This is a genomic window from Bradyrhizobium sp. CCBAU 53415, from assembly GCF_028128735.1.
Taxonomy (GTDB): domain Bacteria; phylum Pseudomonadota; class Alphaproteobacteria; order Rhizobiales; family Xanthobacteraceae; genus Bradyrhizobium.
In genome coordinates this window covers 1,501,647-1,522,843 of the sequence record NZ_LBJF01000027.1, presented here as the reverse complement: position 1 = coordinate 1,522,843, position 21,197 = coordinate 1,501,647, and the positions used below count along the sequence as shown (strand labels likewise).

At 60.6% G+C, this 21,197-nt stretch carries 27 protein-coding genes; 9 read left to right on the top strand and 18 right to left on the bottom strand.

The window, feature by feature from the left end; genetic code table 11:
- Positions 1–19: 19 nt before the first annotated feature.
- Together XH87_RS35340 and XH87_RS35335 are read right to left on the bottom strand one after the other, a co-directional pair.
- Positions 20–484 (bottom strand): hypothetical protein, encoded by a 465-nt coding sequence (locus XH87_RS35340; protein ID WP_271590756.1) that lies wholly within the window; start codon positions 482–484, stop codon positions 20–22.
- Positions 484–1,077, bottom strand: coding sequence for a twin-arginine translocation signal domain-containing protein (locus tag XH87_RS35335; protein WP_271590755.1), 594 nt, complete (start codon positions 1,075–1,077; stop codon positions 484–486). Before XH87_RS35335 ends, XH87_RS35340 begins: the two co-directional genes overlap by 1 nt.
- Before the next feature lie 285 nt (positions 1,078–1,362).
- Here XH87_RS35335 and XH87_RS35330 point away from each other — a divergent pair, with 285 nt between their 5' ends.
- The 6 genes from XH87_RS35330 (at position 1,363) to XH87_RS35305 (ending at position 5,119) form a co-directional block, all read left to right on the top strand.
- Complete coding sequence (locus XH87_RS35330) at positions 1,363–1,734, top strand: hypothetical protein (protein WP_271590754.1); 372 nt, start codon at positions 1,363–1,365, stop codon at positions 1,732–1,734.
- 257 nt (positions 1,735–1,991) lie between these two features.
- Positions 1,992–2,615: a DUF6680 family protein gene (locus XH87_RS35325; RefSeq protein WP_271590753.1), complete on the top strand. Its 624-nt coding sequence runs from the start codon at positions 1,992–1,994 to the stop codon at positions 2,613–2,615.
- 384 nt (positions 2,616–2,999) lie between these two features.
- A complete protein-coding gene (locus XH87_RS35320) occupies positions 3,000–3,281 on the top strand; it encodes a hypothetical protein (RefSeq protein ID WP_035715040.1) in 282 nt (93 codons plus the stop codon).
- Between the two features lie 403 nt (positions 3,282–3,684).
- The gene (locus XH87_RS35315; RefSeq protein WP_271590752.1) at positions 3,685–4,425 is read left to right on the top strand and encodes a hypothetical protein; all 741 of its coding nucleotides are present in this window, start codon (positions 3,685–3,687) and stop codon (positions 4,423–4,425) included.
- Between the two features lie 14 nt (positions 4,426–4,439).
- On the top strand, positions 4,440–4,712 hold the full coding sequence (locus tag XH87_RS35310) for a hypothetical protein (protein ID WP_271590751.1): 273 nt from the start codon (positions 4,440–4,442) through the stop codon (positions 4,710–4,712).
- Positions 4,713–4,891: 179 nt separating this feature from the next.
- Positions 4,892–5,119, top strand: a complete 228-nt coding sequence (locus XH87_RS35305) for a hypothetical protein (protein ID WP_271590750.1) — start codon at positions 4,892–4,894, stop codon at positions 5,117–5,119.
- On the opposite strand, the gene XH87_RS35300 is transcribed toward XH87_RS35305, so the two are convergent.
- Positions 5,067–5,279, bottom strand: coding sequence for a hypothetical protein (locus tag XH87_RS35300; RefSeq protein ID WP_271590749.1), 213 nt, complete (start codon positions 5,277–5,279; stop codon positions 5,067–5,069). The genes XH87_RS35305 and XH87_RS35300 overlap by 53 nt on opposite strands.
- A gap of 620 nt (positions 5,280–5,899) precedes the next feature.
- Positions 5,900–7,417 (bottom strand): calcium-binding protein, encoded by a 1,518-nt coding sequence (locus XH87_RS35295; RefSeq protein ID WP_271590748.1) that lies wholly within the window; start codon positions 7,415–7,417, stop codon positions 5,900–5,902.
- Between the two features lie 154 nt (positions 7,418–7,571).
- Here XH87_RS35295 and XH87_RS35290 point away from each other — a divergent pair, with 154 nt between their 5' ends.
- Positions 7,572–7,742, top strand: coding sequence for a hypothetical protein (locus XH87_RS35290; RefSeq protein WP_157461155.1), 171 nt, complete (start codon positions 7,572–7,574; stop codon positions 7,740–7,742).
- Positions 7,743–7,980: 238 nt separating this feature from the next.
- Here the strand turns inward: XH87_RS35290 and XH87_RS35285 are convergent, their stop codons facing one another.
- The 14 genes from XH87_RS35285 to XH87_RS35220 all read right to left on the bottom strand — a co-directional run bounded on the left by XH87_RS35285 (position 7,981) and on the right by XH87_RS35220 (position 19,076).
- On the bottom strand, positions 7,981–8,154 hold the full coding sequence (locus tag XH87_RS35285) for a hypothetical protein (RefSeq protein ID WP_271590747.1): 174 nt from the start codon (positions 8,152–8,154) through the stop codon (positions 7,981–7,983).
- A 306-nt stretch (positions 8,155–8,460) separates the two neighbouring features.
- Positions 8,461–8,676, bottom strand: a complete 216-nt coding sequence (locus tag XH87_RS35280) for a hypothetical protein (protein WP_271590746.1) — start codon at positions 8,674–8,676, stop codon at positions 8,461–8,463.
- Positions 8,677–8,981: 305 nt separating this feature from the next.
- Entirely contained in the window at positions 8,982–9,854 is an 873-nt protein-coding gene (locus tag XH87_RS35275; protein ID WP_271590745.1) for a hypothetical protein, read from the bottom strand.
- A 180-nt stretch (positions 9,855–10,034) separates the two neighbouring features.
- Positions 10,035–10,691 (bottom strand): hypothetical protein, encoded by a 657-nt coding sequence (locus XH87_RS35270; RefSeq protein WP_271590744.1) that lies wholly within the window; start codon positions 10,689–10,691, stop codon positions 10,035–10,037.
- A 54-nt stretch (positions 10,692–10,745) separates the two neighbouring features.
- The gene (locus XH87_RS35265; protein ID WP_271590743.1) at positions 10,746–12,449 is read right to left on the bottom strand and encodes a cadherin repeat domain-containing protein; all 1,704 of its coding nucleotides are present in this window, start codon (positions 12,447–12,449) and stop codon (positions 10,746–10,748) included.
- A gap of 3 nt (positions 12,450–12,452) precedes the next feature.
- A complete protein-coding gene (locus XH87_RS35260) occupies positions 12,453–12,668 on the bottom strand; it encodes a cold-shock protein (protein ID WP_271590742.1) in 216 nt (71 codons plus the stop codon).
- Positions 12,665–12,961 carry a hypothetical protein gene (locus XH87_RS35255; protein WP_035715011.1) on the bottom strand — a complete coding sequence of 99 codons (297 nt, stop codon included), beginning with the start codon at positions 12,959–12,961 and terminating at the stop codon, positions 12,665–12,667. The genes XH87_RS35260 and XH87_RS35255 overlap by 4 nt, the downstream gene beginning before the upstream one ends.
- Positions 12,958–15,045, bottom strand: coding sequence for a hypothetical protein (locus tag XH87_RS35250; protein WP_271590741.1), 2,088 nt, complete (start codon positions 15,043–15,045; stop codon positions 12,958–12,960). Before XH87_RS35250 ends, XH87_RS35255 begins: the two co-directional genes overlap by 4 nt.
- Before the next feature lie 76 nt (positions 15,046–15,121).
- Positions 15,122–15,979, bottom strand: a complete 858-nt coding sequence (locus XH87_RS35245) for a hypothetical protein (protein ID WP_271590740.1) — start codon at positions 15,977–15,979, stop codon at positions 15,122–15,124.
- 23 nt (positions 15,980–16,002) lie between these two features.
- On the bottom strand, positions 16,003–16,323 hold the full coding sequence (locus XH87_RS35240) for a hypothetical protein (protein ID WP_271590739.1): 321 nt from the start codon (positions 16,321–16,323) through the stop codon (positions 16,003–16,005).
- Positions 16,324–16,517: 194 nt separating this feature from the next.
- The gene (locus XH87_RS35235; RefSeq protein ID WP_271590738.1) at positions 16,518–16,823 is read right to left on the bottom strand and encodes a hypothetical protein; all 306 of its coding nucleotides are present in this window, start codon (positions 16,821–16,823) and stop codon (positions 16,518–16,520) included.
- A gap of 753 nt (positions 16,824–17,576) precedes the next feature.
- Complete coding sequence (locus XH87_RS35230) at positions 17,577–18,422, bottom strand: hypothetical protein (RefSeq protein WP_271590737.1); 846 nt, start codon at positions 18,420–18,422, stop codon at positions 17,577–17,579.
- Between the two features lie 52 nt (positions 18,423–18,474).
- Positions 18,475–18,708 carry a hypothetical protein gene (locus tag XH87_RS35225; RefSeq protein ID WP_271590736.1) on the bottom strand — a complete coding sequence of 78 codons (234 nt, stop codon included), beginning with the start codon at positions 18,706–18,708 and terminating at the stop codon, positions 18,475–18,477.
- Positions 18,705–19,076, bottom strand: coding sequence for a hypothetical protein (locus XH87_RS35220; protein ID WP_271590735.1), 372 nt, complete (start codon positions 19,074–19,076; stop codon positions 18,705–18,707). The genes XH87_RS35225 and XH87_RS35220 overlap by 4 nt, the downstream gene beginning before the upstream one ends.
- 404 nt (positions 19,077–19,480) lie before the next feature.
- On the opposite strand from XH87_RS35220, the gene XH87_RS35215 reads away from it, so the two are divergent.
- Positions 19,481–19,795 carry an HU family DNA-binding protein gene (locus tag XH87_RS35215; RefSeq protein WP_035704017.1) on the top strand — a complete coding sequence of 105 codons (315 nt, stop codon included), beginning with the start codon at positions 19,481–19,483 and terminating at the stop codon, positions 19,793–19,795.
- Between the two features lie 119 nt (positions 19,796–19,914).
- Positions 19,915–21,165, top strand: coding sequence for a peptidase T (pepT, locus tag XH87_RS35210; RefSeq protein ID WP_271590734.1), 1,251 nt, complete (start codon positions 19,915–19,917; stop codon positions 21,163–21,165).
- The last annotated feature ends 32 nt before the right edge of the window (positions 21,166–21,197 follow it).

The window sequence follows — 21,197 nt, the reverse complement described above, 5'->3', positions numbered from 1 at the left end:
TGGGATAGGGGGATGCGGATCAGTCCCGCCCCGCGGTGTGCTCCAGCCTGTCGATGCGTTCGATCATGTCGTGCAGGCAGAAGGCCAGCGCCTCGGATGATTCTGCGTGGGATAGGTGGAATTGCTCGTCCATCCCTTCCAGCACTCGAATGCCGAGAATGGCCATGTGCCGAAGTTCGTACAGAAAGTCCGTGTCCGGTTGCCGGGTCTGGTTCTTGTTGATGCCGCCCTCGGGGATGTCCGCCTCGTCGACCGTCCCAGCGTCCGGCCCCGCCTCCAGGTTGGCCCTCAGTTTCCCGATCCGGTCCAGGACGTCGTGAACGCTGAACAACAGTATCGACGTCTCCTGCTCTGGCAGACGGTAGCAGCCGGAATCGTCTTCACAGAGCTGGAGATTCTGCGCTGCTCGGATCGCGACTTGTCCCATCACCTGAATGTCGGCGAGGCTTCGGTCGATCTCCTCAAGATGTTGATGTTTATTCATCAGACCCTCCCCTCCTGCCAGAGTTGCGGCAGCACCTCCGAGAGGTACTCCAGCAAGTCGCTGTTCCAGTACTCCGGCCAGCTGTGGAGGTCAGCTTCGGGCGCGATGGCGTGCTTGAGGAGGGCAAACAAGCCCTCTCTTGTGGTGGGGACGACTTCCAGGAGTGCGTATGCTGCGTCGAACTCCGCATCGCTGGTTAGGTCAACCTTTCGTTCCGCCTCGATCCAGCGAGGGTCATCCGTCGCGACGATGGTCTCTCCCCAGGCGCAGATGGAGGAGCGACGCTTTTCCTGCGGCAGCAAGGTTTCAAGTTCGCAGTAACGGGCGAGCCATGTCGATGTCATGGCGCGGGCGGCCTTGTGGGCCTCGATTGCGGCAAACATCGGATCCGTTGCCAGATCGGCGCCCTTGGCCGATCCGGGCAGCGGAAGTGCCGCGCCAAGGGCGACACCTCCAGCGGTGACGGCCGCAGCTTGGGCAAGGAATCGGCGTCGAGATGAGGTCTCGACGGGATCAATGGTTGTCGCCCTGGCGACATTGTTTGAGGACGAGTCTAGGTGTGGCGTGCTACGCACGCGGTCAGCTTCGGTCATGGGGTAACTGCCTCTCTTGATCGGGGTTAGAGCCGGCCAGGAGCTTCCACCTCTTGGTCGGCTCGCGAATTTATGCTAGCCATTATTTATGGAACGTCAAGAAAAAAGGCTAGCCAAAAAGAGCCGTGGTCGGCCCGCGACCGGCCGCGGCACTACCATTGGTGTTCGGTGTCACGACGAGATGCTGGCGGAAATCGATGATTGGCGCCGTAAGCAGCCAGACCTGCCAACTAGGGCCACGGCCATCCGTCGACTTGCCGAGATCGGGCTGAAGGTGAAGCGCCCATGAGATGCTTTTTTGGGCTGGCATCGCCCATAGCGGGATTACTCGCCCTCGGGTCAATGGTCTGGGCAGATTCCGTGCGGGCCGCCGAAGGCAAGATAACCTACGGCGCGGGCATGGTAAGCTGTGCCGAGTGGCAACAATCTCGATCGAAGGACAACAAATCTGCTGAGCTTCAACTTCAGGCTTGGCTAGATGGATTTTTCTCCGCTTATAACCTCGTCAGCGACGAACCCGATTTTCTTGCACCCAAACCACAGTCAGTTGCTTATTACGCTTGGATTGACAATTACTGCGCGCAGAACCCGCTCAATCCCGTTGTTCAAGCTGCCTTTGCGCTTCAGAAAGAATTGGTATCCAGGGCGCGGCGATGACGGAGCGACCATGTGAGCCGCCCGCGGCGAATTGAGTTTGTGATTGCAGCCGTGCTGCTGGCCGGTTGGGGGCTTTATCGCTGGCTTTGCTAAGGAACGCAGTCGCAATGCGGAAGGCCGCGCCTGAGTCGCGGCGGGTCAAAGGCTAAGCCGCGGCTATCCACTGGCTGTGAATAGGTGGGATAAGCGGGAGGCCTCGATCGAGCGCGCTCCCAACGTGTCATCCTCCTCGCATTTCCGAATCACGGAGAGGTGTGATGCCTGTCGAATGGTGGGTAGTTTTTGCAACTCTGGTCGGGCCAATTTTGGCCGTTCAGACACAGAAGTTCATCGAGAGGGCTGGAGATCGCAAGAAGCGAAGGGAAGCGATTTTCGTCGCCCTGATGGCGAATCGCGCGACGCGGATATCTCCCGAATTCGTGAAGGCGCTGAACCTGATCGATATTGAATTTCTGCCTGGGCGCATATCCGCAGCGAAGGACCGCAAAGTCATAGATGCTTGGCACGAATTTCTGGGCGAATTAACACATGGTGCTGGACCCGGCGCGGACCAGGCAGCAATCGCTGCATGGAATCAGCGATGCGAAGACAAGGTCGTCGACCTACTGGCCGCCATGTCGACTGCGCTCGGCTTTTCACTCACACGCGAGCAACTGCGGCGAGGCATTTACCATCCTCAAGGAGCGGTTGAGCGCGAGCAGGCACAGCTTGAGATCCTGCACGGGTTGAGGAGGCTTCTCAACGGATCGTCGATACCCATGGCAGTCAAAGAATTCCCCGCGAGTCCCGAGCTCGTTCAGGCTCAGGCCGATCTTGCGCGAAAAGCAGCTGGGGCCTACGACGAAAAGAACGGCGCCCTTCGCATCAAGGAGGTGAAGTAGCATGCCGCCGCTCGGCCGCGGCGTCGGCGTGGTCCAGACTGGTCCACGACCGCGGCAGCGAGGTCCTGGAACTGGCAAGTCCGTGGCCGGCGCCCTATGGGGCGATCTCCGCCCCCTCAAGCGCAAATTCATGCTGCGGGCTACCACCCTAGCCCAAGCGTCGGCAGGCCGCACGCAGACCCTATGAAAATAGGCATTTCAGGGCGCCTCGTCGGCGACCGAGGAAGGCGGCCCCCTTGATGCCCTGCACGCTCGAAAATCCCCGGGTAGCGGACCGGGGATTTCAGTCTGTCCACACCTACTAGCGGCCGTAGCTCGCGCGAGTCCCGAGCCACCAGGAATCGATAATTTGCGAGCTGCTTACAATGCCGCTTTGATGGCGGCATGTCTCGTTCTCCTCGACGCCACACGCCCACGCACGTTGACGGCCGTCCCATGAAGATCACCTTTGGCGAGATGCGCGAGATGGGGCTGCGCGGCGTCCTGGTCTATTGCCACTGCGGCCATAACCTTGCTGTCAGCGCCGATCGCTGGCCTGACGACATTCGCCTGTCTGATGTCGAGCCGCGCTTCGTGTGCGGCGGATGCGGCAACCGTGGAGCCGATGTCAGGCCGAACTTCGCGAGCGGCAGTCCACCCCAATTTGCGTCTCAGAAGCGCCTCTGAGCATCCCCGCCCTGCCGTGACCCTTCGGGACAAAAGGGGCGGCCTCAGCTGGGCGGCAGCTGAGGCCGTTGGGGTCTGCTCCGGCTTCAGGGGGGCTCTTGGGGTACACCGGAGCAAAGAAGGAATGCGCCAGATTGCCACTTGTTCCCGACTGATAGAAGGATCGTAGATCATAGCTCAGAGCCATGCTGCTCGATTCGCACGCGCGCTAACCCCACGCGTGCAAGGCGGCTGTGTCCTGGGCCCTGCATAACGTGCCTCAAGGTGGAAGGGTTAGCTCTCGCCGACCAGCACCCTGGACGGGCCTTGACCTTCAACAGCGATCGATTTCGAAACTGGTGCCGCCCCTTGATCTCGCGCGACAGTTGCGTTTTGATGCGCTTGTCGGGTCGGGGGATCCTCTATGCGTAGTTTGGGTATTTTAGCGCTTTGCACCCTCTTGGGCGGCTGTATGTCGACCGGCGAGACGGTTTCTTTCCGAGCGTCAAATCCGCAGCAGCAGGCCCTCATGCGAGACGGGCAGCCCGCCCTCGTCTCCACACAAAAGAGCTCGCTCGTCCTGGTGCGACCAGCGTCGCGTCAAATGCAAGCGAACGGACGGCCGGTGTTTGTCGTCGGCATCAACAATCTAAGCAAGCAGCCGGTCGACTTCCGCGTCGGGCAAGTCGAGGCTGTCCAGCACGCCGCAGCCTCTGATTTCGAGATGAAGGTCGTGACCTACGAGATGCTGGTCCAAGAGGAGCGAAACCGGCAGGTTGCCGCCGCCCTCCTCACTGGCTTGGCCGCGGGTGCCAACGCTTACAGCGCCGCGAACGCTGGTCATGGCAGCTACACCACCCCCAGCGGACGCACCGGAACGTTCTACAGCCCCACTGCGGCTGTGATCGCGCAGAACAATGCGGCCGTTCAAAACGAAGCGATGATCGCCGCCACAGTCGAGACGGGGCAGCGCAACATGGCGGCATTGGAGCAAGCGGTCATTAAGGACAACACCTTGATGCCGGGTGAATGGTACGGCGGGCAATTGCATCTGGCGCCACCAGTTGCAAGTGAGAGCGGAGGACCGAAGACGTACACTATCGTCATTACGGTTGGCACTGATCGGCACGTGATCGACATCGCGCAAGGACCGGCGGGAGCTTGAGGGAGAAACTCCGAATGAAGATCAGGCTGGTGCCGCTCTGCGCCGTAGCAGTCATAGGCGCTATCGCGACCACGCCTGCATGCGCCTGCGATGACGGACATTGGATACAAGAAGTCCTAGCTGATGGGCAGATTTTGAAGCTAGAGGACGGCAGTATGTGGAAGATAGACCCGACAGATACGCCCACGTCGTCGCTTTGGTTGGCTGTATCTGATGTAATTGTTTGCGACGATGAAATCGTCAACGTGGATGACGGCGAAAAGGTTCAGGTTACAAGAATAAGATAATCTGCTTGGCGATGGTTCAGGCCTACAATTTAGTTCGTTCCAAATCCGGAACGCGGGAAGCAAAAGCCGCAGGCGTTGCAGATTTACAACCCGCACGGCCATTCGAGACGCTAAGCTCGTCGAACGAAATGATGGAAGCGTATTTCATTCTTAGTTCAATATGATCAGCGGGGCGAAAGATGTTCGATGTCTATCGCAATCACAAGCGCGACTTGCTCGTTCTAAGTTCAGGCTCGCCCGTACCAGTGCTTTACTCCGTACATAAGTGGCGCAGGAGCAGGAAACGAGTTCTCAAGGTCAGCGACGAAATCAGGTCAGCCGTTCATGGACAGGGCTATTACGTTCGCAGCTTGGTTAGGTCTTCGCCGCACCAACCAGGTGCGCCAGCCCAGCCTCGATCACGATGATATCTTTCTCGATCTGTTGGATCGTACTCGTGCAGTCGATCCCGGTACAAGCATTGAGATCTGCGACAAGTGTGCGGCGCTGCGTCCGAAGCTCATCAAGCGCGGCTTGGTCCCTGAGGGAAACGTAACCCTCCACGATCAGCTCAATTGCACTCGCCACCTTCACTCCCCGCCTTATTCAACACTACTACCAAGCTGATTTTGAAGCGCGCCGATATTGATTACACGATTCAATCCCGCGCTCTGAGTTCGTCTAAAACAACGCGCCTCCGAAACTCGTGCGCAGTGGCCGTCAAATGGGACCCAACGATCAGCCCTAGCCACTTCAGCGAACCTGATTTGCCGCAGCACATCTGTGGCCGCGTCGGTGTACCGCCCGTTGGTTAGGTATCGATCCAGTTGCGCTGTACTAATCAGCGCCACAACTGCCGCCGTTAAGCCCTTAAACATTGGGCCTCTCCTGAAAGAGACCGCCAACCGGGCGTGTCGAAGTATTAAGCCGTTCTCAGAATGCTCGCCGCAAATGGCGGCGTAATACACAATGATGACATTGACTTGTAACCAGTTCCTTAATGGACGAACTGGGCGCCGTGGGAATGAGATGAAGCTCTGCACCTGCAGGATCGGGATCGACTGCTGGGCGATCAATCCGGGGCGCTGAAACACGCTGCTGTCTCAGAAAAACGTTAAATCAGGAACAGCGGGGATGCTCACTCCTGGGCCTTCGCGAGGCCCCGGCGCGCGCCCTCGATCTTGAATCAAGGCGAGCCTGTTTCCCCTTTAGATCAAGAGGTCATGCGGCGCGAAAATGAAATCCTGTGGCCTGAGCGCTTCCTCGCTGTGCACCACGACATCATTACCTGCACTGAATGTGATTGTGCTCTCGTGTGTCGTCAGATCGAATGCTGAGATGGTCAGACCGCTGAAGTTCACGATGCCTAGTGCCGAAACATCGATGTGGTCGGTTCCCAAGTTTGAGAGGCCCTGACCAAAATCCTCGATCTTGTCGTGACCGCTGTTTAAATTGAAGGCGAAGTAGTCGTTTCCTCCTTTCGCGAGGCCGAGCATTACTTGAGCGTCGCCCCACATGTCGTCGTTTCCGGTGCCGCTGATCAGCTTGTCATTGCCGCCGTGGGCTCTGTCGGCCATAGTCTGCGCATCGCCAACTAAAGTGCTGTAACCACCAGAAAAAACCCTGTCCGCTATAAGCGTATCGTTGCCGCCGGACGCATCGCCGGACATTGTCAGTGCATCACCATAAGCCAAGCATAAAGACGCGCTGGGGCCACCCACGAATTTGTCATCGCCACCGACCGAATGATCCCGCATATTTCCGCCGGCGTCACCAAAGAAGGTAGCTCTTCCGAAATCGTTTGCAGCGCTGTCCATCGTGTCGTTGCCGCCATGCGCGAATTCCAGCATGTCGCCGCCGGCATCGCCGTAGAAATAGCTGAAGTCGTTCATCGCGCCGCCAGGGTGGGGAAGAAAACTCAAGGTATCGTCACCACCCGAAGCATGACCAGACAAATTGCCGCCGGCGTCGCCATAAAAGAAGTAGTTGTCTTGAATGCCGCGCGTTGTAAACGCGTCGTTGCCGCCCTGAGCCCGGTCGGACATGTTTCCGCCGGCGTCGCCGTAATAATGGATGGTGTTGCTATGGCCATTCGTTGTTAGCGTGTCGTCGCCCCCTTTTGCGTGCCCAGACATGTTTTCGCCGGCGTCACCGAAGAATGTGGTCGGGGTCCCGCTATACCCACTCAGCGCAGGGCCTGTAGTGAATGTGTCTTGGCCGCCGCTTGCGTGGTCGGACATGCTGCCGCCAGCGTCGCCATAGAACGTATTGGTGGCCAAAATCCCAGACATGTAAGTGTCGTTACCGCCCCGAGCGTGGCCAGACATACTGTCGTAGGCATCACCGTAGGCGATGTTCGTGGAAGGAGGCTGTTGGAAGTGGCTGTCGCCACCCGAAAAGGTGTCATCGCCACCGGTGGCGTGATCGGACATGTTTCCGCCCGCGTCACCGATCAACGTGTTGATCGAGTCCGCCCCACCGCTGAATGTGTCGGCACCACCTCTCGCGTGATCGGACATGTCTCGACGCGCATCGCCAACGAAAAAGTTCGTCGAGTTCGTGCCGCCGGTAAAAGTGTCATTTCCTCCAATAGCGTGATCGAGCAGGCTTCCACCGGCATCCCCATATAGCAAGTTGATCACGTCCGCAGCGCCGACCAAAACGTCGTTTGTTCCGATGTCGTGATCTGTCAGATCACCTGCGGTAATCCGAACTCGCTTGACCATATCTCGCCTCCCCTTGCTGCATCCCCACGTAAGAAACGAATCACCAAGCCACGCTACGGCTCAAAAGGTCAGTGTTGTTGCTGCCGCTTGATCACTAGTTCAAGCGCAAGAGCCCTCAATTGCGAGTTCCTCTGCCAAGCGAAGGCAGCCTGCCTTGGTCAGCTCAAGAGGCGATCTTCTGCTCAGCCTCAAGAACGCGTTCGCGAAGCGCTCCCAACTCGGCAATCTGAGCAGCGAGCACTTCGAAGCGGTGCCGAAGAACAGCGGCCGCGGCATCCGCTCGACCGCCGAGATTGCCCGCCTCGGGCGGGTTGGCCCATTCTAAGGGAGCGGCCGATCGCATTGACGCTGGGGCTGGGGCTGGGGCTGGGGAATTCTGGAAATCATGGAGACCAGTCATGGCCGGACCTTCCGAGCGGGCGCAAGGGAATGGAGGGGAAGGCCGCGCCGCCCTTTTGCTAGCGAGGCAACAATTAAATCATGCACCGACCCAAAAAACTTAGATTAAGTTAATTCCAATTAATCACGAATTATAACACTCGCTCGGGAGGCTCTGTCGCGCCTTAGTGGTGCTTTTTCCCGGGTTCGTTCCAGTCTGCTCTCCGGCCGAGCTGATCAAGCCGCTCCTCAAGGTCGCGCTTTGCTGCGATCAGCTTGATGGTTAGGGCCTGATCGACGTCGGTGTGCAGCGCCCACAACTCATCGATGGACATCGCGTTAAGGAGATCTCGATCCATGCCACTTGGGTCTCCCTGCGCCGCTTGAGGGAAATGCCCGGCGTTTCAGGCTCCAAGCTCAGGCACGGGCACTATATAATCTAGGTTATTGCAACATTAAATAATATTAAATCGATATATCCAGTCAATCTAAATCGCAATAAAAAAGGTGGCCGCGGAGTGAACATTGCTCCCGTAGGGCTCGGAGAAGCGCCGCTCGCAAGAGGCGGCCGGCATCGCGGCATGCACGGCCGCCGGCAGGACGGCACCGATCCTGGCCCCGGCGCTGAACCATATGCCGCGTGGAGCCCCACTGCAGAACGTCCCTTAGCGTTGCAGCAACGATAGAAGCCGCTGTCGGTCCTGCTGACGCTGCCGCTGGTTCTCGCGCATGACTTCCAGTTCGGCCTGCGCGCTGCTGACATCCTGGTGTTGTCGTTTCAGGTGGACGATCATCGCCTCCTGCTCGGCCAGCCGTCGCTCAGCTTCGACGACATTGCGCTCCAGCTGCCTCAACTCATCGAAGAGTGCATCGTTAAACATGAACCAGCACACCAAGGGCAGAAAGAAAAACGGCCCCAGCACAACCCTAAATGCTGGAGCCCTTGGAAGTTGCCTAGCCTGGGACCAAGCACAAGCTAGCCTAGTCCCGTCCGGAAATTTATTATGTCCACTTTTGCACAGAGCTGGTTGGTAAGGCCTACGCGGCGCCTCCTGCGCGCGGGCAGCGAATAGACGATGATGCGATAGGACGCCCACGGCCCGGGTAGAGAGGAATGTCGTGAGGCCGGGGCCGCTGGAGGTCCTGATGCCCTTGCCGGTCCAGACGGCGGAGCCTGCGCTCAAAATCAGCGAGCGCGGATGATCTCTGCGCCGGTGACGCGCTCGCCTGCCGCTATCCTTGCCTCGGCCTTGCGGCGCAGCGCCGGTGGAGTCCCAGGTGCCGATAGCTCCACCAGCACAGGCCAAGTTGTGATGCGATAGAACTCGGGCCGATCGCCGTATATCCGCGCCACCCTCAGCATTTCCGCGGATTCCCGTTGCGGGAAGTCGAATTGCTTGGCGCGCAACCGGCCAAACTTTTTGTTGCATGGAGTCATGTCACGAAGCGCGGCCATCTGCCGGCCGATGTCGATATTGCGCTCGACGGTCGCAAGCCTTGCCGCGGCGGCACGCGCCTTGGCCGCGGCAAGGCGCTCTTGCTTCGTTGGCGGTGGCGCTAGCTCTGGCGCTGTTGGATCAAGGGCACGGCGCAGCTTGTGCCGCAAGATCCGCTCCAGCGCGTCCGTGGCCTCCTTCTCGTAGAAGTATTCCAGCGCGCGCATCTGCTCAAAGATGCCGACCAATGAGATTTGGTCAAATGCCTCGATAAGGGCGAGGCCGCGATCGGCATATGGCCCGATCGCGCCGGAGACCGCCCTGATATGCATCTCGGAAAGTGCGCCGGAGTTGCCCTCCGATTCCGTAATGCACCGCAAGGTCAAGATGACGTGCCCGGTGCGGTCTTCGTTAAACAGGGTCGCGATATAGAGCTGTCTTTGAAGGTACAGCCGCGAGCCATCGTCGAGCGCGTCAATCTCCAGCGCGTCCAGGATGGCTTGCAGCTTCCCAGGCCACGGCTCGCGTCCCCATGCGTGAGCTGATGCCGGAACGTCCCCAGCTTCGCAGCCGCTATTATCGTCGTCCTCGTCGTCCTCTAGTCGGCTGCGACGCTTTGCCATAACGATACCCTCCCTCCCTTGGGGGCCGTTTGATGCGGGGCTACCCACCTAGCCCGAATGTCAATCGGGCCTTCGCAGACACTACAAAACAAGAGGTCTGGAGCGGCCCCAGGGCGCGGTTACATCCGCCGTCGCCCATGGGGAATGGCGGGGGCGAAAGACCGGCCCCGCCAAAATGCTTCACATCCAGATCTGCGGCATCAGCACGTCCGTGCCGGAGGCGCCCTTGAAGGTCGCGGCGACCACGACATATTCGCCGGAGTCATTGGTCACAGTGCCCTGGATGGCAGTGTTCGCCGTCAGGATCTGATGGCCCCCACGGCTCCCCGTGTCTGGAATACGGCCATCACTGGTCCACGGCGAAGGAACGGCAAGAATTTCGACCGCAGAGCAGCCATAGACGACGGCGAACTCGTCGGCCGAGGCCAGCGTGCCCGTCGAGGATGTTGATACATCCCCGGACCCTGATCCGGTGCCAACCACGCCGGCATCAAGCACAGGGCTGGCGAGCCCTGAGAATTGCCACAGGAAGGCGTCGGCGAATGGAACCCCAGAGGCCCAGGTCAGCGTGACGCCAGTCCGTGTGTCACTGAGCGTGGGTAGGAAGTAGACAAAGTACCTGAATGAACTCGCGCTCGTGCCGGTGACGCTGGTCAGCGTGAAGGCGTCGCTACCTGTGCCGCCATCGGTAACGACTGAGGTCGGAAGCGGGCTGCCTTTGTCCTGCGATCCGATCAGGACCGCCGAGTTTCCGGCGGTCAGCGACAAGGTGATGCTGAATGATGACGCACCGCTGACCTGCCTTTCTGACCAGGAATTGATGAATGTTGCGCTCATTCCAAAAATGCCCTCCTGAGGGGTTGCGAGATTGATGCTTGTGTCAGTCCATCGTCACGGCGGCGTTCCGCCTGCACTCCACGAGCCGAATGTGGAGCCGGTCGACATATTTACGTTGTCGTGGAAGTTGCCGTCGGCTTCCGATCCTGGATAGTTGAACACGACGCCAGACCCTCCGAAACCGCCAGCTTTTAGGCGAGCGTAGTTGTCGTGGACGTCGATCAGTTGGCTCCCGGGCGTGTAGGGCGTCACGAAGAAGTTTATGTGGACGCTGTCGCCGCAATAGAACACGTTGTGGTGAATCGCGCCGCCGTACCAAGGCCCGCCGGGATCGCCGCAGACGCCCTGCACCGCGCCGCCGCCGGAGATTTCTGCGAATGTGTTGTATGAGAAGTCGATCTCGGTGATCGCTCCGCCGTAGGTCTGAACCCAGTCCGGGTGCCAACCTATCGCCGAGTTGTAACCGGAGTCGTTCATCACGTTGAAACGGCACGTCCACTTCGAGATTGTTCCGTCATCGTAATATTCGGAGATGCCGAATACATCGCACGCGACATTATGAACCCAATTATATTCGAAGATGTGGTCGCCGTTGGCTCGGTAATCGATGAGGAATTCGGGAGCGTTCGAGTCAACGCCCGTGACGCCGCCATCGAATTCGCAGTACCTGATTGTCGTGCCGGGATTTCCGGCGCCTGGCTGGTTGCGAATCCAAAGCGTGTTGTATCTGAATTTGCAGTTCGTGATGATGGCGTTGCTGCCGCCGATCTGGCTGCCGCTTCCGACGTGGAGAGACCAGCCGCCGCCCAGGCTGAAGTCGTAAGCGTCGATAATTACATTGTTCCCGAGAATCGTGACGACGCGCGAGCCGGTGTCCACGTCGACACCTGCGATGGAAATGGTGGCGGGATCTTTCAGCGTCACGCCGGTATTGATGCCGGTGCGATAGTCGACGCCGGCAACACTCCAGGGTGGACGCGCGGCCATTGCGTTAAGCAGACTCGGGAATTGGGCTGCTCCGGTAGGAGCATTCGCAGATCCATCTCCGGGGCTCGCAACGGCCGAGGCGACGATGCTAACGCTGCCAGTGTTGCTGCCGAGCGCGTTGGTCGCCTGCACCGTCAGGCCGTAGGTCTGAGCGGTCAGGCCCGACGCGCCGGCGGACGTGACGGTGATCAGGCCGGAATTGTCGATTGCGAAGTACCCGGCGGAATTGCCCGCGGTGATGGACCATGACGTCGGTGTGCCGCTGGTTGCCGTCATCGTGCCGACGTGCGCGCCAGACGTGGCCGGAAGTGACAGATTGAACGTCGTTCCCACAACGACCGGCGCCGCGCCGACCGACACGCCGATGGACTTGGCAGGACTCGTGCCGTAGCTGTTCGACGCGGTGACGGTCAAATTGTAGACGCCATCCGGTGGCGATGCCGAGAGGCCGGTGCGCAAATTGCCGGTGTTGTACAGAGCAAAATAACCCGACGGATTCCCCGCGGTGATCGCGTAGGAGGTCGGGCTGTTGGTGGCATCAATGTGCGCAATGAATGCATCGAAGCCGAGATTGGAGCCGGTCGATATCGAACTCGTCGTGATGATGGGGACGCTTCCGAGCGCAGAGCGGAATGCGAGGCGCGAGGCTATCTTGCCGGCCAGCGGCGTTTTGCCGATGGCGGCGGCCTTCACGCGACTGATGGAAAACGCCTTGCCGACAAGCGCGACGGCATTGGGAACGGGAAAACGGACTCCGACTCCAAAACGCATGGCTTATTCTCCGTGTTGCTCGGGAAACAGCCGCCCTGCCCGGCGGCGGCCATCCTTGGTCGGCCACTCTTCAAATTCGAGGCGCATTCCGATTTCTGGAACAATGCCGATCTTTTTGAAGGCCTTGATGTGAACGAAAAAATCAGAGTCGCCTTCGTCTGGTCGGATGAAGCCATAGCCCCGCACCTCGTCAAACTTCCTCAACGTTCCAATCTTCATTGTTGTGTAGCTCGTGCTATGTGCTCGACCATGTCGAGCATCCCGTCGAAAGACTCCTCCAACTCCAGTGCGGCCGTTTCAGCTCGCAGCGGATCTGGCGCGCTTGTTTCGAAATACGTGCAGGCCCGCAGCTCGCGCATCATCTCGGCGCGCAATGCATCGGGAATCTGCCGCAACAGCATGCCGAGCGACGTCGCAAACAACGCTTGAACGACCATGTTCCGCCGCGTCACGTCGTCGACGAGATACTCCAGCTCCTTCAGGCGCTCTTCCGTGCTGCGTCGTCGGGTCATGGCGCCAGATTCCAGGTTGAGTCTTGGCGTGGGTTGGACGGCGCGGCGGCGTCCGGACTGCTCTTGCCGGTAGAGCCTGGGCCGTTGCTGGAGATATGGCCCGCGAGGGCTATGACGGCTTCAGCGCGCCTTACCACTTCGATCAGCGACGAGCCGGCGTTGACGTTGATGTCAAACTTGCCGGTGCCGTGGACTTCCCCGGTGACCTGCGCCGTGACCTGGCTTGCGCCGGTGCCGTAGGTCATCGTTGGTGACACCTCGGGCGCCGGAAATGACGGCGGAGCGAGCATCCGATTGCCGCCGGTGCGCGGGTTGCCCGAGACCCAGCGGCCAGCGGCTGGCGAATACGTTGCGGCGTCGGACCCTTGCACGAACGGCACCGCATCTGTCGACGACGGCCAGCCCCTCCCGCCCCCGACTCGGGGATTGTTGTTGGCGCCAGATCGCGCGGCGCCTGCAATCCATGACGGCGCGTTTTCCATGAACTTGTCCGCCGCCACGATCGCGTTGCCGATGGCCTCGATGTCGCGTCCGGTGCCAGACATTGTACGGCCGGCCGCCGTCCCGAAATCGCTCAGAATTTTGAACAGTCCGGCGTGCTCGCCGCCTGATACCGCGCTGTTGAACTTCTGAAGCGCGCCCATCACGGTGTTGAGCGTGCCGATCGACGCTTCCGCAACTTTCGCATTCGAGGCGAGATTCGCCAGTTGCGTGCTGACTGCTTCGAGCGCGACTCCGACATCCTGACGGTGCAGGTTCTCCGCTCCGGACATGCCGGTGGCGCGCTCCTGCTGTTCACGCCGGCGCATGCGCTGCGCCTGGCCGCTCACCAGGTTTCCGGCAACGTCGGCTGCCGTCCTGTTGCTGAAGAACTTCGCGTTGAATGCCGCGACCGCCGCCGGGTCGCTGGTGTCGACCTTAGCCTTCTGCATCGCCGGGATAAAGTACTCGTCGAACCACTTATCGACGTCGCGAGCAAAGACGCCCTGCCCGACTAGTCCGGTGTCATTGCGCAAACCGACAGCACGTTGAAACGCATCAGCTTCCTTCTTCTGCCGTCCGCCGATCAGCGCGGAGTGCATCGAGGCTAGACCCGTGCCGGCTTGGGTGAAGCCCATGTCGACGCCTAGCGAAGGAAGCACCGATGCAATGAACCGATCGCTCTGCCCTCGCGTCATGTCGCGGCCGTAGCGGATGGCCGAGCGGAGATCCGCGGCCGAGTAGTCGGCGCCGCCCTCGACCTGCGAGGCCCGCAGCAGTGCATCCAACAGATTGTTTGCTCGTGCGGGGTCCGTAATCTGTCGAGCGTCTATGACCTGCAACGCCTTGCGCATTTGCTCGTCGATCTTATCCGAGCCCCAGAGCACTTTTCCGGATGTCATGAACCGCCCCAGGGTCGGCATCATCGCGAGGCCCGCTTCGGAGCTGCCAAGCTGCATCGTGGCTTCACGGCCCGCGGCTCGGAATTCCGTTCGCGATACGGATGGGTACAGCGCAGACTGCCTGTCGGCCTCCTCGCTGATTGCGTCGCTCTGCGCCTGAGTGAGACCGGCTTGGCGCTGCTTCGTGCTCTCGCGGCTCAGTTCCTTCGTTCTGTCGAACGTGAAGCGCGCGGCCCTGTTTGCCATGTACGCGGTGCTGCCGACACCTCCGGCGAGCAGGCCCCAGCGGAGCGCGGCGGCACCGGCAGTGGCGAAGAACCGCTTGCCAGACTTCTCGGCATCGTCCTGCGCATCGGCGATGGCTTGGTAGTGTCCAACGACTTGCGTTCGCCACTGGCGCAGCATCCGATTGTGCGCAGAGTTTGGATCGAACATGATCGACGGGCGCCGGTCCCGAGGCCCCGCGAACACCTTCTCGTAGAAATTGCCGTACTCCTTCGAGATTGCCGCGATGTCCTTCTCAGCGACCCGCAGGCGCCGCAGTTGCTTCTCCAGGTCGTCGCCCATTCCGGAAAACCGAACGCCTTCCAGCGCCTTCGCGGTTTTCTCAACGCTCTTGAATTTCGACGCGAGCTTGTCGAACGTGTCGCCAGTTTTGTCACTCGCGCTCAGAATCGCGCGGGCTTCAATAATCTTCGACATTTACCCGTTACCCTTTGAATTGATGGCGCCGCATGGTCCGATGAAAAACCATGCGGCGCCGGGACGCCGGCAGCTTCTAGGAGATGACTGTGCCAGCCGGCGGCGACTTGATGCTTTCGTGCTTGGCCTCGTCGACCGTGGGCACGGGACGCAATTCGATTTCGATCGGGCGCTCGTGCGGCTCCGCGGCGATCTCGCCCCTGGCCAATTCTGCCAGCACATCGTGCGGGTGATTGCAGCGCGTCCCGTCGTACTCGTAATGCGGGCCGCTCGCGCCAACCAACCGCATCTGCCACAGCGAGTGCGGTCGCTGGGCGGGCTCCTCCGGATGAAATTCGACTTCGTCGTACAGCGCGAGGTGGCATAGCGTCGTGTATGAGCCCTGCCCGATACGACCGCGGCCGCCGCCGTAGTCTCTCACGCTGTCTTGATCGCCGATCAGCATGCCGCCTTCCGTCGTCCACAACCATGTGCGCTTGCTCGTCAGATCCTGGCGAGGGAGCCCGGCACGAGTCCGCGCGATCGCTTCCGGCGGAACAAGCGGCTCAAGGCCATCTGGCAACTGAGCATTGACAGCGCCGGTGGCGATATCGGCTTGGGCGGTGTCCCGTAGGAGCGCGACCAGGATCGCGTTGGCCTTTTTCAAATCGCTCTTGATGCGGGCTGCCAACTTCTGATTTGCGGCCCTGCATTCATCGTAACGCTCGCGCAGCGCGACGGCCTCCGCCGCGGCCTTGGCCTCGCACTCCTCGTGCTCCAGCGTAACGATCAGCTCGCTAAGCCGCTCCCGCTCGGCATCGAGCGCATCGTGCTTGACGCGCCACTCCGCGAACGTTGCCGTGTTGCGGATCGCGGTCGGCTTGGCTTCGTCCAGCATCAACAGCGCGACCTCGACGGTCGCTAGATCGGCTTTGGCGCCGGATGAGTTGGACATGACGTTCTCCATTTTTCTTGCCTTCAATCTTTCCGGTTGTTGCTGCTGTTGAGTTGGGCGATCACATCGCTCCAGTCTGCGGCAACGTTCGCGGCGGTGGCGCTGGGGATGTTCTTGGCGGTGGCGGCACGCTGACCCGGTCGGGGGCTTCCTCCGCGCGCGGCTTCAAATTCGAAACACCAGTCATCGAGGAGAACGCGAGGCCAATGCCCGGCTCCGCCATTGGAGTACGCGGTGGGGGCGCTGCGACGACATTGGCGCTGGTAGTCGTAACTGGCGCCAGATCCGGTGATCATCCTCTCGGAAAATCGGCAATCGCCACAACGTCTGTTCTCTTGCGCCATGTCACCCTTCCATTCTGAAAACAGAAGAGGCGACACGGAATCGTTCTTGGAAGACCTTTTCCGTGCCGCCCCAGGTCCGCAACAACCCAGTTAGGCGCCGGCACCGCTGGCTGACGAGACAACCGCACCGGCAGAAGCATACTGCCCAAGCGCACTCACCCTCGCCACGCAGGAAAGGCGCAAACGCGCGCGCATCAGCGTCTAAAACGCGACAGCCCGTGTTGCTCGATGTGTTTGGTGTACTTGCCGCGATATATGCGCCACCGGCCGCCCAGCTTCACCGCGAAACCACCAAGATGCGTCTGATTGTTCGCGCAATCCTTTCTCACGGTGGTTTCATCGCGCCCGCAAATCCTTGTCGCTTCCCCTGGTGTTATGAGTGAGGAGTCGTCATCCCGCGCCGTCGCTCTGGCGCGCTCGCGGGCGATCAGCTCGGCCTCCAAGAGCGCGGCTGCGTTCTGGTGAATCGCAATGGCCTTGCGGAGATCGTCGTCGGTCATCGCACCAGCTCGTAATTGAAGCATCTGCGCTTGTGCGGGAAACGGCGGGACTTGCCACATGTCCTGACCTTGCCGGCAGCAATGAGATACCGGAGCGCGCGTCTGACCGAGACAACCTCAGCCTCGCGCGGCATGCGCCAGCCGGGGTTGCATCGCGGCCGGAACGAGAAACAGCAACCCGCAACCTCGTACGCGTTCATGGAACGGCCGGAATCGAGCATTCTCAGGATCGCCCGGCGCAGCGCCTTGGGGGCGAAAGGGAACATATTCCTATGCCTTCTGCCGTACATCACAGGCTTCTCTCCGACAAACAAACCGTGTTTTCCGAAATCCCAAATATGCTGAAATGCCGGAAGCGTCGCGCTCGCGCCCGGCCAGTCAAAAACAGGGTTCCTATGAAAGTTTGCGCCATTGCCCGATTGCTGAGGCTGGGGCGGCCCACGGCGCGTTGGTTTAGGTCGCGGGCGCGAAACTGTGTCCGCGACCGCAAACTCTCACCAGTGGGCTTACCAGTGGGCTTGCTGGCGGGGCGGGTCTGGGGGCGACGACAACTCGGTGTGGTGTCGTTGTGCTCGGCTTGCCCGGCTCTTTCAGCAACCTTCAGTGCGGGGGGGCGGGGGGGCGCACATGCGCCCCCAGGCGGAAGCAAAGCGCGAGCGTGTAGCGCTCGCCGAGAGAGCCTTGCGAAGCAATGCTCTCGCCTATGCCGAGCCAAGTGGTGTTGCGGCATGTTCGGTGTTGATGGTGTCATCATCACCCCGCCGCCGCTATGGTCTGAGTTGTTGTAGCTGTGCCCTCTCCTGCCCCGCCCTTCACATCGAAATGCAGGTGCGGCCGCGGACGCAGGATGACGAGAGCGTGGCCCGTCAGGGCGACGCTCTGGCCGAAGGCCGGCGCGATAGCGCCCCTCGTCGGCTTCACAAGATTGGGTCTGGCACGGACCTGAACTCGTGAGACTGAAATGCCGTCACGGTGTATATTCTTACTTATGTGGCGTGACGGCTTTTCGGTCTCATTTGTCGGCGATTTCGCCTCGTTTCCAAGCGATTTCCGGCGAAAATAGGTGGCTCGACTGATGCCCAGAAGATGCCATTGCTTCACCCCCGGCGACTTCGGACGTCCAGGTTTTGCACCCGTCGAATTCTTGGCACGGCACCGTCGAGATCGCTCGGCCGCCTTGGCGCGCGAGATGTTCAACCGGAATTCATACCCTGCGTCATCGCAAGCACCGATGAAACGAAATGAGAGCTTGTGGCGGTCGCGCACGGTGATGTTGAGAACGGCCGCGCACTGATCCGCCGCCCAACGTTTGTTTGATGTCTTGGTGTAGCGGATGATTTGATCTATGGCGGGCTCGTCCAGCCATGGCGCCCACCTCCTGCACCAGCGGCGGACGGATCGGCGCGGATCGCTTGGATCGGCCATGTGGGCATGGTCGGCGCCCCATCGCAGGATCGGCATCAGCCGGTCGTTCCTGGGAAGCGTCTTCCACCCGCAATGCTCAAACCATTGCCGAGCTTCTTTGAGGCGGCCGCGCGCTATCAGCGCACGATCGGTCTTGATGTCGGCGGTGGTTTGTGGTTTTGTACTGACTCGCATATAATACCTTTTGAACCGGCCGGGGCCTCCACTCCGCCGGTTCTTTTTTGGGTTAGACTGCTCCCCCGAGCTCGCTCGGCAAATCCTCGATCCCCACCGCCTCGATCGTCTCGGCCTCAAGCCGCAACTCGGCAACCATCTCGGCCAGCGTGCAGCCCTTCAGAATATGCTTGCGGACACACCGATTGATTGCCCACGCCGCCGCCTCGCGGCGCTTGTGGCGTTTCTCGGACTCCTCGAATGCGGCGGCATCGAAGTGCGGAAACCGGATAACGTTGTCGCTCATGCTCCTCCCTCCGTCCGGTGTTTGGAATTTTTCCGCAACCACGCGGTGCGCGCGAGCTGGTGGGTCGCGACGGCCACGGCGAATTGCCGCGTCTCGAATGGTCCAATCGGCTGGTGCAAGCCGACCTCGTACCAACCGTCATCACGCTGGAAGATTTCGGCTTCGGGCATCACGGTTCGACGTCCCCGCCGGTCCATAATTGATTGCGCGCCCGCAGCTCCGTAGGGTAGGCGCCGAGGATTGTTCTGTCGGGCAACACGGCCAGAAAGGAAGACTTGCCGCTGGGCACTTAGCCATCCCAGGTGGCGGCGACCGCTGTACGCCGATTTCGCGTTGTCGGGGATGCTGTCGAGCTTTTTGCCGGTCATCGGGCGGCGCTCCGCACGTCCGGGCTCGCCTCTCGATCGCACGCTGAAATAGGGGACAGCGGCGGAATGGGACGCGTTCCAACTTCGAGAGCTTTTCGGCGGCCCATAGGCTGCCAAAAGCTCGGAACAGTCCTTGATATTGCTAGATAAACCTCTGGCCTGTCACGCCGGAGGTCGCGGGTTCGAGCCCCGTCTCTCGCGCCATTTTGGTAATCCCTTCATAGTCTTAGCCCGAATTCCTCGACGCCTGTCGCATCTGCGCCGGTGATTGCCGATGTCCGGCGGGAACTCTCGGCATAGTCAGCCGACGCTCGAATCGTCTACGCCTTCCGGGACCTAGGGTGCCCCCTCGCGTTTCCGGCTTTTCCGGGGCTTCCCTGTCATTGGAATTGAGGAGGCCAGTCGTGGCTAAGAAGGATTCGGCGAAAAAGGCAGCCGCCCCCGCCACCATCACGCTCAAGCACCTCGCCGCAGACATCGCGGAGCGCCAGGACCTGTCGAAAAAGCACGCCGAGGCCGTCCTGACCGACATGGTCGACCTGATCGCCAAGCACCTCAAGAAGGGCGACCGCGTCCGCATCGTGGGCCTTGGCATCCTCCAGGTCCGCAAGCGGGCCGCCCGCACTGGCCGCAATCCCGGCACCGGCGAAGCGATCCACATCAAGGCCAGCAGGAAGGTCGCATTCCGTCCGGTGAAGGAACTGAAAGAGGCGATCTAGCACTTACGATTCATTAGGCCTGATCCGAGCTCGTTCTGGCCGCATCACGGCCCGCTTTTCTGATATACCGCCTTGCTTCCCCAAGACCTGCTCCCAAAGACCCGGCGGTTTGACCAGAAATGTCCTCCCTCATCTTTTCGCATACCGTGACCGAGCGCTTCCTGCGCTATGTCACAATCGACACCCAGTCCGACCCGGACTCTCCCAGCTCGCCCTCGACCGGGAAGCAGAAGGATCTCGGCCGCGTGCTCGCCGCCGAGCTGAAGGCCATGGGCGTCGAGGACGCTCATCTCGACGAGTACGGCTACGTCTACGGAACGATCCCCGCCAACACCGACAAGAAGGTGCCGGTGATCTGCTTCTGCTCGCACATGGACACCTCGCCCGATGTCACCGGCAAGGACGTCAAGCCCCAGGTCGTGAAGAACTATCGCGGCGGCGACATCGTGCTGCCGGGCGACACCAGCCAGGTGATCCGCCTTGCCGAGCATCCCGCGCTGAAGAACCAGATCGGCAACGACATCATCACCACCGACGGCACCACGCTGCTGGGAGCCGACAACAAGGCCGGTGTCGCCGAGATCATGGATGCCGCGCATTTCTTCATCGACAATCCCGATGTGAAGCACGGCACCATCAAGATCCTGTTCACGCCGGACGAGGAGATCGGCCGCGGCGTCGACAATGTCGACCTGAAGAAGCTGGGCGCCGATTTCGGTTACACCATGGACGGCGAGAGCGCCGGCTGCGTCGAGGACGAGACCTTCTCGGCCGACGGCGCCACCATCACCATCAACGGCGTCAGCGCCCATCCCGGCTACGCCAAGGGCAAGATGGAGCACGCGATCAAGATCGCGGCCGCCATCGTCGAGCGGCTGCCGAAGGAAGGCTGCTCGCCGGAGACGACCTCGGGCAAGCAGGGCTTCCTGCATCCGATCGGCATCGCGGGCGCGCTGGAGCAGGCGACGCTCTCCTTCATCGTGCGCGACTTCACCGAGGAAGGCTTGAGGGAGAAGGAAGTCCTGCTCGAGGCCATCGTCAAGGACGTGATGAAGGACTATCCGCGCTCGACCTACAAATTCGAGGTCAAGGAGCAGTACCGCAACATGAAGCAGGTGATCGACCGTCACCCGCACGTGCTGGAATACGCCATCGAGGCCATCCGCCGCGCCGGCCTGCGCCCGATGCGCACCGCGATCCGCGGCGGCACCGACGGCTCTCGCCTGTCCTTCATGGGACTGCCCTGCCCCAACATCTTCGCCGGCGAGCACGCGTTTCATTCGCGGCTCGAATGGGTCAGTCGGCAGGACATGGAAAAGGCGGTGCAGACCATCGTGCATCTGGCGATGATCTGGGAGGAGAAGGCCTGAGGCTTCTTCCTACAGGCGTCCGTTATGGCCGG